This is a genomic window from Pseudarthrobacter sp. AB1 (assembly GCF_014926485.1).
Classification (GTDB): domain Bacteria; phylum Actinomycetota; class Actinomycetes; order Actinomycetales; family Micrococcaceae; genus Arthrobacter.
In genome coordinates this window covers 13,207-25,591 of the sequence record NZ_PZKO01000015.1, presented here as the reverse complement: position 1 = coordinate 25,591, position 12,385 = coordinate 13,207, and the positions used below count along the sequence as shown (strand labels likewise).

Genomic DNA, 12,385 nt, shown 5'->3' with positions numbered 1-12,385 from the left:
GCGCAAAATGGTTGGCGCTACGCAAATGCCCTGGCGACACCGGTATACGGGCGTCGCCACGGCAGAGGCGCGTCACGGGGACTTTAGCGCGTCGAATTCCGCAGAACGCGTACGACGGCGGGGCACGCCGGCCGCTGCCAGCTTGCGTTCCAGCTTCCCGGGTTCCATCAGATCGGCCCAGTCCCACCTCACCACGTTGAACCCCGTGGCCCGGACCCGGTTCTCGCGCTTCTTTTCCTCCACCACGGCCTGCGAGGCTGTCCTGCCTTTGAGGAACTCCGGTTTGACGTACTTCTCCACGCCATCGAATTCGCCCACCACTTTGGCCAGCTTCCAGTAGAAGTCGGCATAGCCAACAAGTCCGTCCTTGTCGTGGATGGCTTGCTGCAGGACCGGGGTTTCGAAACCGGCCACCTGGATCAGTGCGCGGCTGTAGGACTCTCCTGCCGAACCGGACAAAGGGTCCGCGAAGGCCAGGGCGGCCAGTATCCTTCGCCCGGCCGCCGCGGAGTAGTTCGTGCCGATGCTCGCCATCAACTCATCCTTGGTGACGGCCCGTAGTCGCAGGGCGCGGTCCGGTTTCAGCACATGGTCCAGCGGCGCCGCCGCCTCCGTGAACGGCGTAAATGCGGCCAGATCGAGGACGGTGCGGATGCGGCCGGTGACGAGCAGGCCCTCCCGCTGGATCACTGCCAGAGCCGATGGATCAGCGAAGTGGCGGACAACTCCGGCGCGGGACCGGCCGCCGTCGTTCTTCATCGTCAGGGCGTGGACTGCATGGGGCAGGCCAATAGTGGGAATGCTCCAGACAGAAGCTGCGGAATGTCGGGCGAAAACGGTGGGACGCTCGAAGGTTTCCGCCGCCGCGCTGATGCGGAGCCTGTATTGCTCCCACGGCTTCAGTCGTGTCCACGCGGGGCCGTCGGTATAGACGCCGTGCCGGATCCGGACAAGCGAACCGGCCTTTACGCCCTTGGCGAGGTCCTTGACGGTCAGTCCGTGCTCGATGCGGTCGCGGGCCAAGAGAAGCGGTGGAAGGTCGGTCATGTACCGAGGATGCCAGTTGCGCGCCTTGTGCGACAGATCAAGCCGCCGCCATGTGGAAAACCAACCTACGGGCGACGCGCACCACAACTCTCGACCCGCATATGCTCTGACGCGCACGAAATATGGGCCGCGTCAGGGAATGTGCGAGTCGGCAAGGGGTATGCGCGTCGCCAGCAACAGCAGGCCCGCTCCTTGACGCCCTCCGCGTCCTCCGCATATCCTGAACGAACGGTCGGTAAATAAATCGGACCAAATCCAGGCAGGTGCATAGGAGCAACCATGGAAGCCAACGCCCCGCGCAACGCGGACAGCCAAGAAGCAGACGGTCAGGCCAACTTTGACCGCGTCATGGCCGAGGATTCCCGCATTGAACCAAAAGACTGGATGCCGGACGCCTACCGCAAGACCCTGCTGCGCCAGATTTCCCAGCATGCCCACTCGGAGATCATCGGGATGCAGCCGGAAGCCAACTGGATCTCCCGCGCCCCGAGCCTGAAGCGCAAGGCCATCCTGATGGCAAAGGTCCAGGACGAGGCCGGCCACGGGCTCTACCTGTACTCCGCCGCGGAGACGCTCGGCCAAAGCCGGGACAAGATGATGGCGGACCTCATCGCCGGCAAGGCACGCTACTCGTCCATCTTCAACTACCCGGCCCGGACCTGGGCGGACATGGGTGCCATCGGCTGGCTGGTGGACGGCGCCGCCATCTGCAACCAGGTGCCGCTGTGCCGCGCCTCCTACGGCCCCTACGGCCGCGCCATGGTGCGCGTCTGCAAGGAGGAATCGTTCCACCAGCGCCAGGGCTTCGAGATCCTGCTGGAGCTCGCCCACGGCACCCCGGAGCAGAAGCAGATGGCCCAAGACGCCGTGGACCGCTGGTACGCCCCGGCGCTGATGATGTTCGGCCCGCCGGACGACGATTCGCCCAACTCCAAGCAGTCCATGGCCTGGAACATCAAGCGCTTCAGCAACGACGAACTCCGCAGCCGCTTCGTGGGAATGATGGTGGAACAGGTCCGCGTACTGGGCCTGACCCTCCCGGACAGCGAGATCCGCTTCAACGAGGACACCAAAAAGTGGGAGCACGGCCCGCTGGACTGGGACGAGTTCCACGAAGTCCTCGCTGGCCGCGGCCCCTGCAACGCCCAGCGCCTGGAGCGCCGGAGGGAAGCGCACGACGACGGCGCCTGGGTCCGCGACGCAGCGGCCGCTTATGCAGCAAAACAGTCAGCAAAGACGAAGGAAATGGCAGCATGAGCGACGCAAACAATCCGGTGATTGAGCCTGTCGAAATCCCGTCAACCAACGGGGGAGAGCCGGTGATTGAGCCTGTCGAAATCCGGCGCCCGGAGGTTTCGACAAGCTCAACCACCGGATGGGGCCTCTGGGAGGTGTTCGTCCGGTCCAGCCGCGGCCTGTCCCACGTCCATGCCGGGTCCCTGCACGCGCCGGATGCCGCCATGGCCCTGCGCAACGCCCGCGACCTCTACACCCGCCGCAACGAGGGTGTGTCCATCTGGGTGGTCCCGGCCGACGCCATTGCCGCCAGCGATCCCGACTCCAAGGGCTCCTTCTTTGAGTCCCCGCAGGGCAAGGACTACCGGCACGCCACGTACTACACCAAGAGCGAGGGAGTGAAGCACCTGTGATCCCCACCGGCTCCCACAGCTCGCAAGCTCGCAGCGGGTCCCTCGCCGGCGTGGCCCCTGGCACGGACAGCGCCACCCGCATCACGCCCGGCAACGCGCTGCGCCCGGAGGACATCGCACTTGAGGTCCGCACCGGCCTGGCCAAGCCCACCGAGGACGTGGCCGAGTACGCGCTGCGCCTGGGGGACGACGGCCTGATCCTCGCGCAGCGCCTGGGCCACTGGATCTCCCGCGGCCCCGAGTTGGAGGAGGACGTGGCCCTGGGCAACATCGCCCTGGACCAGCTGGGCCACGCCCGAAGCTTCCTCACCTACGCGGGCGCCTGCTTGGGGCAGGACGGCACCGTCAAGACCGAGGACGAGTTGGCGTACTTCCGTCGTGAGCATGAGTTCCGGTCGGCCGCGATCTTTGAGCAGCCCAACGGCGACTTCGCGGCGACGATCGCCCGGCAGTTCGTGGTGAGCTATTACCAGTTCGAGCTCTACCGCCGGCTCACGCAATCAACGGACGCCACACTTGCCGCCATCGCCGCCAAGGCCGTGAAGGAAGTGGACTACCACCGGGACCACAGCGCCCAGTGGGTCCTGCGCCTGGCCGGCGGCACCGACGAATCCCGTGCACGGATGATCCGGGGCCTGCAGCAGATGTGGCCCTACGTCGCGGAGCTCTTCGCGGACGACGAGCTGACCAACCGCCTGGCTGAAACGGGCGCCGCCGTCGAGCCTTCAGCGTTGAAAGCCGACTTTGATCGCCTGACCGGGGAGATCCTCGAAGAAGCCGAGCTGGAGGTGCCGGACGTAGCGGCGGCCCCGGGCGGCGGCCGGCAGGGCCAGCACTCCGAGCACCTGGGCTACCTGCTCGCGGAGATGCAGGTGCTGGCCCGTGAGTATCCCGGCGCGAGCTGGTGACCGCCATGTACATCTCGGACTTCGAAACGCGGACCCTGACGCCCCGGCAGCAGGCGTGGGACATCGCCGCCACGGTCTGCGATCCGGAAATCCCCGTGCTCACCATCGCGGATCTGGGCATCCTGCGCAGCGTGGAAATAAAAGACAACAACGTCACGGTCACCATCACCCCCACGTACTCGGGTTGCCCGGCCATGGACGCCATCCGCGACGACCTGAAGACAGCCTTCGCCAAGGAGGGCTACACAGCAGAGGTGGACCTGGTGCTCGCCCCGGCCTGGACCACGGATTGGATGACGGACGCCGGAAAACAGAAGCTCAAGGAGTACGGCATCGCCCCGCCGTCGGGCATGGCAGCAGCCGGCGGCCACCACGGCCCCGTCCGCCTGCAGATGGCCGTGAAGTGCCCGCAGTGCTCGTCCCTGAACACCAAGGAGCTCACCCGGTTCGGCTCCACGTCCTGCAAGGCGCTGTACGTCTGCAAGGACTGCCTGGAACCGTTCGACTACTTCAAAGTCCTGTAAGGAAGCCCCATGCCTGTTGTGCGCCAGACCGCCGCCGAATCGGCGCTAGCCAGCGGCCGCCGTCGTCCGTCCTTCCACACCCTCACCGTCGCGGAGGTGCGCCGGCTGACCGAGGACGCCATCGAGGTGACCTTCGGCGTCCCCGAAGAGCTCGCCGGCCAGTTCGACTACCTGCCCGGCCAGTACGTGGCCCTGCGCACCACGCTGGCGGATGAGAACGGTGAGCCGCATGAGGTGCGGCGCAGCTACTCCATCTGTGCCGAGCCGCGCAGCTTCCCGGACGGCAGCAGCGAGATCCGGGTGGCCGTGAAGCAGGACCTGGGCGGGCTGTTCTCCACGTGGGCCAACGCGGAGCTGAAGGCGGGGGACACTCTGGAGGTCATGAGCCCCATGGGCGCGTTTGTGTCCAAGCACGGCCGGGACGGCAAGGCTGTGGAGCAGAACGTCATGAATTCCATGAACCACCCGGAGGAGCTCGCGGGGGAAACTGCCTCCATTGGGGGAGGCAGCTTCGTGGCCATCGCGGCGGGGTCCGGCATCACCCCGGTGATCGCGATCGCCCGCACGCTGCTGGCCGCCAACCCGGAGACCCGCTTCGACCTGATCTACGCCAACAAGGCCGCCATGGACGTGATGTTCCTGGAGGAGCTGGCGGACCTGAAGGACAGGTACCCGCAGCGGCTGGCCATCCACCACGTGCTCTCCCGCGAGCAGCGGATCGCGCCGCTGCTCAGTGGGCGGATCGACGCCGGGAAGCTCCAGCAGCTCCTCGGCACCGCCATCCACGCGGACGATGTGGATGAGTGGTTCCTGTGCGGGCCGTTCGAGCTGGTGCAGCTGTGCCGGGACACCCTGGCCGAGCGCGGGGTGAAGCCGGAGCACGTGCGGTTCGAACTGTTCACGAGCGGGAAGCCGGACCGCCCGGAAGGCAACGCCGGCCGTCCCGTGGTGGTGGACGAGTCAAAGGAGACGTACAAGATCACGTTTAAGCTGGACGGCCTGCAGGGCGAGGTGGCCAGCCCTACACACGCCCGCGAGTCCATCCTGAACGCCGCGCTGCGGGTCCGGCCGGACGTGCCGTTCGCGTGCGCCGGGGGAGTGTGCGGCACGTGCCGCGCCAAACTGGTCACCGGCACCGTGACCATGGACGAGAATTACGCGCTGGAGCAGGATGAACTGGACAAGGGGTACGTCCTGACCTGCCAGAGCCACCCCACCAGCAAAGACGTAACAGTCGACTTCGACGTCTAACGAGGCCCCGGTGGTCTCGGTGGTTGAGCTTGTCGAAACCGTCGAAACCGTCGAAACCCCTCGGTGATTGAGCCAACGTCCGGTGGTTGAGCTTGTCGAAACCCAGTACTGACAGAATTGAGAAGACATGATCTCCCTCTCCATCGCCAACAACGTCGCCGAAATCGTCCTGGACGCGCCGTACAAGCTGAACTCACTCGACGAGCAGGCGCTCGCGGATTTAGCACAGGCGTACGACGACGCTGCTGCCGCCGCCTCGCGCGGTGAGGTGCGGGCGCTGCTGCTCAGGGGAGAGGGCCGCGCGTTCTGCGCGGGCCGGGACATTTCGAACGTCACGCCGGAAACGGACGACGCCGAAGCGTACCTGGGCGGGCTGGTGCAGCCGTTGCTGCAGAAGATGAGCGCGTTCCCGGCGCCGACGTTCGCCGCTGCGCACGGTGCCTGCCTTGGTGTGGGGTTGGGTCTGCTGCTGGCCACGGACGTGGTGTATGTGGCGGAGAATGCGAAGTTCGGCTCGCCGTTTGCCAAGCTGGGGGCCACGCTGGATTCGGGTGGGCACTGGTACTTCACGGAGCGGCTGGGCATGCACCGGACGCTGGACCTGATCTACACTGCCGAGCTCATATCGGGGACAGAGGCCGTGGCGCAGGGGATGTTCAGCCGGGCCATGCCGGCGGATGAACTGTTGCCCAATAGCAGGGAAATTGTGTCGAGGGTTGCCACGGGAGCGACAGGCGCCTTCTCTGCGAGCAAGGAGCTGGTGGCGCACATCCGCGACCAGCGGCTGGGACTGTGGGAGGCAATGGCCGAGGAAAACGCCGAGCAGGCGCGGCTCTGCAAGAGCGCGGACTACGCCGAGGGTTTCCGTGCCTTCCAGGAGAAGCGAGAGCCAAAGTTCACCGGCATCGGTGGTTGAGCTTGTCGAAACCGTCGAAACCCAGGCCCGGTGATTGAGCGGGCCCGAAACCCAGGCCCGGTGATTGAGCCTGTCGAAATCAAATTGCGCTTTTTTGCCAACGATTTGTAAGGTGCACCTATGACTATGGGGAAATCTATTACAAAAGCCGTCATTCCTGCTGCCGGCCTGGGGACGCGCTTCCTGCCTGCAACCAAGGCGATGCCGAAGGAAATGTTGCCGGTGGTTGACCGCCCGGCCATCCAGTACGTCGTTGAGGAAGCCGTCAAGGCCGGCCTCGACGACATTTTGATGATCACGGGGCGCAGCAAGCGTGCCCTTGAGGACCACTTCGACCGTGAACCCGGCCTGGAGCGCGCGCTGGAGCTGAAGGGCGATCAGGGTCGCCTGGACCTGGTGCATGAGGCGTCCGACTTGGGCCCCATCCACTACGTCCGCCAGGGCGAAGCCAAGGGTTTGGGCCATGCTGTGCTCTGTGCGCGTCAGCACGTGGGCGACGAGCCCTTTGCTGTACTGCTGGGCGACGACCTCATCGATGAGGCCGAGTCCCTCCTGACCACCATGATCGAGGTGCAGCAGAAGACCGGTGGATCGGTAATCGCCCTCATCGAGGTGGACCCCTCAGAGATCAGCGCTTACGGCTGTGCAGACATCACTGCCATCGAGGGCGAGGACTTTGTCCGCGTCAACAGTCTGGTGGAGAAACCGGCTGCCGGCGAGGCGCCGTCCAACCTGGCCGTCATCGGCCGGTACGTGCTTCACCCCTCGGTGTTCGGCGTCCTGGAGAACACAGAGCCTGGCCGCGGCGGAGAAATTCAGCTGACGGATGCCCTCCAGACTCTGGCTGCCGGTGAGGGCGAAGGCTCGGGCGTGTACGGCGTGGTCTTCAAGGGCCGGCGCTTCGATACCGGCGACAAGCTGAGCTACCTCAAGGCAGTCATCACGCTGGCTTCCGAGCGCGTGGAGTTCGGCGAGGACTTGAAGACGTGGCTGAAGGCCTTCGTTGGCTAAGTCCTGATGCTTCTGTAACGCCCTACGGGCCCGCCGCTTACCAGCGGCGGGCCTGTAGACATTTAATGGCCACAGCGACCAAGAGAGCGCCAATGACGGCCCCTCCAGTGTTTGTGACAAGATCCAGCGCACTCGCGAACCGGCTGTGAAGAAACAGCAGCTGGCCCAGTTCGATGCAGCCGGAGATTACCAGTCCAAAAAATCCGATCTGCCACCACGGGATTCTGGGATATGCCAGGGCAGCTACCGAGCCGACCGGAATGAAGAGCGCTACATTGGCGGAGGCTTCGACGAAGTGGTAATTGAACCACGCAGGAATTCCGTGGGTGTGTAGGAATTTCAGGACGCTAGTGAGCTGACCCTGCAGAGGTTGATCGACGGGGCTGGGCCAGAATGCCACCAGGGCCAGCGGCACCAGCATGGCTACCAGCAAAGTGCGCCAGAGCCTCGGGTTCGTTGGGCCTCTCAAAGGGCTCTCAGGTGGTTTTCAGCAGGGCGAGGGCAGCGGTTCCGAGGGCGGCTGCAGTCAAGAGCGCCAAGAGTACGTATGGGAGCGACTCGGGGCGGGGGAGGGGTACAGAGAAGTCGAACCGTGGTCGTGATCTGCGCCAATGTCTCCCCATAACTCTTATAGATACCACACGTGTGAACAGTTAAAGGCAGAGGGTGGGTGGTTCTCCGGTTTCCCGGAGAGCCACCCACCCTCTTTGGTGCTTGTGAAGTGCTGCGGTTACGCTGCGGCCTCGGTCTTGGCGCGGCGGCGAACTACAACTACCGATGCTGCGCCGGCGGCCAGCGCGCCTGCGCCCACCAGGGTCCACAGGATCAGGCCTGAGTCGGCGCCGGTGTTGGCGAGTGCTGCGCCGCCGCCGGTGTTGGCGAGTGCTGCGCCGTTGCTGGCGAAGCTCGGGTCGACAACAACCGTGACGGGGCCAACAGTGATGCCAGAGGTGTTACCCGTTGCCGTGACGGAGTAGGTTCCGGACGTGGCGATGGTGAGCGGGAACGCGAACGCGCCCTGCGCATCAGCGGTGGCGGCGAAGGTCTGGGGCGCCAAGAACACCGGGATCTTTGCCGAAACCGAGGTGGCGCCAATCGTGGCACCGCCGGCTGCGGGCGGGTTGCCCGGTGTCACGGTGATGGTCAGTGATTCGCCGGCGAACATGCCCTGGCCGCGGAAGACGAACTGCTCGCCCGGACCAACGGTGCCGTCAGAAACGGCGGCCTGCGGCGGAAGGGCCGGATACGTGGTTGCCATGGCGGGTGCCGAGCCGATCAAGGCGATGGAGCCGGCAAGTGCGAGTGCTGCGAGTATTTTTTTCATTAGTGTCCCCCCGGAGACGTAAAGTTTTTGGTGTACCCGATTGAGGAGGTTCCTCTCCGCACGAGACCTGTGCGAAAATCCCGGATATATATCCCAAAAAGACGTTACCACTTGTGTTGAGCTGTGAGCAATGCAATCAAGATGGTTTACATAGTGTTAACGCGCCAGCCATCCCCGCTAGCCGCACGCCAAGGTTTGTGTCGGCAGGATCACGTCTTTGACAGCTTGCACCGTGGGTGTGACAACCAGGTTAGGTTCCGTGTGCTGGACAATCTTCCCGAAGGTAAACTCCACGGTTTTGCTTTCACCGGGCGCTAGCTTGACGGCCAGTACTCCAACAGGCCTATTGGCGTGCCGGTGGGCAGCGAAATCGGTTCTTTGCCCGTCCAATTTAGCCGTTTCCATATTCGCCTGAACCGGCCCGTACGCCACGATGTTGGTTTGTACTGATCCGGCAGGCACCCCAAAGACCCCTCCACCCGTGACGTAGGCCGGCAAGGAAGTCGCCGCGTCCGCCGGTGCCACATTGGTGCTTGTGACGCGAACCGTAGTCTGTTGGTAGCCCTCCCTGGCGCATTCCTTGATTAGTTGGACTGTGCGTTTGACGTAATAGTCCATCTTGGCTCCAGTTCCGTCATTGAAGTAGACGCCGAACTGCGCGGGTGCAACGCTGGGGCCGCTTACCGATCCGCTCACTGCGTACTTGGCTAGAACAGTCTGTTCTGCTGGGAGTCCGGACCAGATCAGAACTCGGCCCTCCGACGTACCGCGGGTGAGCCCGTGGATCAGGCCCTTCGCATTTCCTTTGCTGTCTGACAGCGCAGCAAAGATCTCTTGTGCGACCCCGGCGAAATATACGTCCTGGAGGGCGGGCTGGTTGATCTTGGCGTAGACGTCCGAGAGCAAGGTCTGGACGACGTTCTTGCCCGTCAGCTCCGTGGGCAAGCCCACGGATGCGAGTGCCACGAGCTCGGAATCCGTGATCTCCACGGGGCCCGTGGCATCCAGGATGTAGCCCATTGCCACTGGGTCAATCGAAATTACGCCGTCAACACGCTGCCCGGTCTTCCTCTCCCACATTGCCTGAGCGGTGCTGGCCGCTGTAGGGAAGTCAGGCGTTAGGTTCACGTCCTGCATGAACTTGCCCATGCGCCCGGAGTAGATCTGTTGCTGCTCAAGGTCTAACGTAACTATCGGCGACATGATTCCGACATCCGCAGCACTGCTTTGTGAGCCGAGAGCCAGCTTGCCCTTGTCGAAGGTTAGTACGGCGAGAGCCCCGGGTATACCGCCAGAGGCGCGACTCTCGGCATTGTTCTGAATGATGAGCAAATAGTTGCGCGAGCCTTCGCCCCCCAACATTCCAGGTGCTAGCTGCGACGCGGCCGCCGAGGCATCGAGGGCACCCGTAACTGACATGAGCTGCTCTCGTGCGATAACCAGCGGTTCTGACACTTGAGGCAGCAGCAGGCTAGCGTCTATCCCGTTGAGTCGCTGAGCGGAGACTCGGACCGCGTGCGCCGCCGACATCACAGACGGCGACGCCTCTCGCAAGGAATTGAGGTCAGCGCGTGATCCTCCGAGTAGTAACGTGTCCCAACTCAATGAATCAGAGACCCTCACAAGAGGTGTCACGGCTAGGACGGACACGTCATCGGCTGATCGAGCGACTTCAGCAACCGCGGACAAGTTGTCTCCGAGCAAGGGGACAGCAGAGGCCAAAGTCCAGATCGGGTCTTCGGTTGCATTTCTTGCGGCGGCCGTGTGTAAGCCCAGCCTCTTCGCCGTGGTGGCGGCTGCATCCGAACGTCCGTCTAAGATTTCGGATTGCAATTGCGGAACAAGACCGATGGCCTGTTCGAGTTCCTCCTTGACTGTCGTTGCCTTAGCACCCAGCCACCATGCTGAGCCAGCCAACGCGAAAGCGAGACCGATCACCGTAACCAGTATCACTCGCTGAGTGGCCTTGGTCCAACGTAAACGACGGTCGCCAGAGAGCGGTGTCGCTACTGCGGCGCGGAACATTGCGGGCCTATCGTTCATAGCTTGTTAAGTCCTCTATCCGGGCTTTTCGCGCGCCCGCAGTAGCTTTCACGGGGTGTCAGCGGGATACGTGGCCTCCGCTGCCCCAGAATTTTAGACCGCCCCGGTACTGGCGAATACAGCTCTAAAGGTCTTCATGAGGATTACGAGATCGCCCGTGAAGGACCAGTTTTCGACGTAGTAAAGGTCCAACCTGATGCTCTCTTCCCAGCTGAGATTGGAGCGCCCACTGACCTGCCAGAGTCCGCTCATGCCCGGGCTAACGTAGAGCCGACGTTGGGCATCGTCGTCGTAGAGGGCAACTTCACCTTCACGTTGAGGGCGAGGTCCAACCAAACTCATGCTGCCACCCAAAACATTCAGGAGCTGAGGCAGCTCGTCCAACGAGTACTTTCGGAGTACGCGCCCAATGCCCGTTATACGAGGGTCGTTGTCAATCTTAAATAGCGGACTGCCGCTGGATCCCTGAGCCTGAAGTAAGGCGCGCAATTCAGAATCAGCATTCACCTTCATCGACCTGAACTTCAGCATCCCAAACGTTGTTCCACGAAGACCTATTCGCTCCTGCCGGTAGAAAACAGGACCTTGGCTCGTAAGCCAAACCAGAATTGCAAGTAGGAGAAATACGGGACTCAGCAATAATACAAGCGTTCCTGCAGTGGCGATGTCGAAAGCCCGCTTAGCCACCTTTTTGCCGCCGGTCAGCTTGGGCGTGGACACATGAATTAGTGGAAGCCCCGCAACAGGTTGCGTGTGAATGCGGGGTCCTGCGACATCTGTCAGTGCCGGAGCCAGAATCATTCCAATATCTCGGGCAGCTAGCTCCCAACCAAGACGTCGAAGATCATGCGGATGCAGGTTGACCCCAGCAGAGATCGCTACGGCGTCCACGTGGTTATCGAGTATCACCGAGAATATTGATTCAAAATCTGGCTCGACACCCGTTATGGGGACATCCGTTCCGTGCAAATACCCGGACTGGATCCCCCCGGGCAAGTGTGCCGCTACCGGAAGGTACCCAGCGGAAGGTGCACTTCTGAGCGAATGAACCAGGTGGGCAGCCGAATGGGGTCCGCCAATGATTAGGACACGAGAAGCACTTCGACCGTGCTTCCTTTCCAGGCTTAGGTGTTGTCGGACCAGCCATCTGGCGACGACGAGGCCGAATACGCCGGCTGGGAATGCGAGTCCAACAAATCCGCGGGCGGTGTCGATCCGAAGCGCGTACGAGACCACTGCGGTGAAACCAAACAGCCATACAGAGGCTGCGACGATGCGCTTGTATTCTTCAGCCCCGGATCCTAGAACTTTGGATTCGCGAGATCCCCAAACGCCGAGCATGATCCACCAAGCCGATGCCAGTAGTACAGAGAGGAGTAAGTAGTCGACATCCCGGATCTGGCCCTCCCCAATGTCGGCAAAGCCGAAGCGGACGCCGAAGGCTCCCGCTACCGCCCAAATAATGACCGCTCCATCGAATATCCGAAGGCGTACGGCATATTTGCGTCGCCACTCGTCGCGCCCCAGCGTTCTTCGCACTATGGTTTCGTGCACTGCTCCCACTCTTCCCCCACACTGAAGTGTTCGATGTCCGATTCGAATGCTACTAGGCCAGTCCGAGGGTCGAAGAACTGAAAATGGTGGGTCACCCGATTAGGGGCTTCACCAAGTAACAATCGGACCAGAGAACTGCTGGGACAATGGGGACAAAC

The 12,385-nt window shown here is 62.8% G+C and carries 12 protein-coding genes; 7 read left to right on the top strand and 5 right to left on the bottom strand.

Annotation, left to right across the window (positions count from 1 at the left end):
• Positions 1-72: 72 nt before the first annotated feature.
• Positions 73-1,047 (bottom strand): hypothetical protein, encoded by a 975-nt coding sequence (locus DAD99_RS04850; RefSeq protein WP_193340583.1) that lies wholly within the window; start codon positions 1,045-1,047, stop codon positions 73-75.
• A gap of 279 nt (positions 1,048-1,326) precedes the next feature.
• Between DAD99_RS04850 and paaA the strand changes: the two genes are divergently transcribed.
• The 7 genes from paaA to galU all read left to right on the top strand — a co-directional run bounded on the left by paaA (position 1,327) and on the right by galU (position 7,306).
• Positions 1,327-2,304, top strand: coding sequence for a 1,2-phenylacetyl-CoA epoxidase subunit PaaA (gene paaA / locus DAD99_RS04845; protein ID WP_193340582.1), 978 nt, complete (start codon positions 1,327-1,329; stop codon positions 2,302-2,304).
• Positions 2,301-2,696, top strand: coding sequence for a 1,2-phenylacetyl-CoA epoxidase subunit PaaB (paaB, locus tag DAD99_RS04840; RefSeq protein WP_227007677.1), 396 nt, complete (start codon positions 2,301-2,303; stop codon positions 2,694-2,696). Before paaA ends, paaB begins: the two co-directional genes overlap by 4 nt.
• 50 nt (positions 2,697-2,746) lie before the next feature.
• Positions 2,747-3,604 (top strand): 1,2-phenylacetyl-CoA epoxidase subunit PaaC, encoded by an 858-nt coding sequence (paaC, locus tag DAD99_RS04835; RefSeq protein ID WP_309233203.1) that lies wholly within the window; start codon positions 2,747-2,749, stop codon positions 3,602-3,604.
• Positions 3,605-3,609: 5 nt separating this feature from the next.
• Positions 3,610-4,128 carry a 1,2-phenylacetyl-CoA epoxidase subunit PaaD gene (paaD, locus tag DAD99_RS04830; RefSeq protein WP_193340580.1) on the top strand — a complete coding sequence of 173 codons (519 nt, stop codon included), beginning with the start codon at positions 3,610-3,612 and terminating at the stop codon, positions 4,126-4,128.
• Positions 4,129-4,137: 9 nt separating this feature from the next.
• The gene (paaE, locus tag DAD99_RS04825; protein ID WP_193340579.1) at positions 4,138-5,379 is read left to right on the top strand and encodes a 1,2-phenylacetyl-CoA epoxidase subunit PaaE; all 1,242 of its coding nucleotides are present in this window, start codon (positions 4,138-4,140) and stop codon (positions 5,377-5,379) included.
• Between the two features lie 127 nt (positions 5,380-5,506).
• A complete protein-coding gene (locus tag DAD99_RS04820; RefSeq protein WP_193340578.1) occupies positions 5,507-6,295 on the top strand; it encodes an enoyl-CoA hydratase/isomerase family protein in 789 nt (262 codons plus the stop codon).
• A 120-nt stretch (positions 6,296-6,415) separates the two neighbouring features.
• Positions 6,416-7,306, top strand: coding sequence for a UTP--glucose-1-phosphate uridylyltransferase GalU (galU, locus tag DAD99_RS04815; protein WP_193340577.1), 891 nt, complete (start codon positions 6,416-6,418; stop codon positions 7,304-7,306).
• A 37-nt stretch (positions 7,307-7,343) separates the two neighbouring features.
• On the opposite strand, the gene DAD99_RS04810 is transcribed toward galU, so the two are convergent.
• From DAD99_RS04810 to DAD99_RS04795, 4 genes are all read right to left on the bottom strand, one after another.
• Entirely contained in the window at positions 7,344-7,727 is a 384-nt protein-coding gene (locus DAD99_RS04810) for a VanZ family protein (RefSeq protein WP_193340576.1), read from the bottom strand.
• Positions 7,728-8,036: 309 nt separating this feature from the next.
• Positions 8,037-8,630: an LPXTG cell wall anchor domain-containing protein gene (locus DAD99_RS04805; protein WP_193340575.1), complete on the bottom strand. Its 594-nt coding sequence runs from the start codon at positions 8,628-8,630 to the stop codon at positions 8,037-8,039.
• Positions 8,631-8,807: 177 nt separating this feature from the next.
• On the bottom strand, positions 8,808-10,673 hold the full coding sequence (locus tag DAD99_RS04800) for a DUF4012 domain-containing protein (protein WP_227007676.1): 1,866 nt from the start codon (positions 10,671-10,673) through the stop codon (positions 8,808-8,810).
• 93 nt (positions 10,674-10,766) lie between these two features.
• The gene (locus tag DAD99_RS04795; protein ID WP_309233201.1) at positions 10,767-12,227 is read right to left on the bottom strand and encodes a sugar transferase; all 1,461 of its coding nucleotides are present in this window, start codon (positions 12,225-12,227) and stop codon (positions 10,767-10,769) included.
• Positions 12,228-12,385 lie beyond the last annotated feature (158 nt).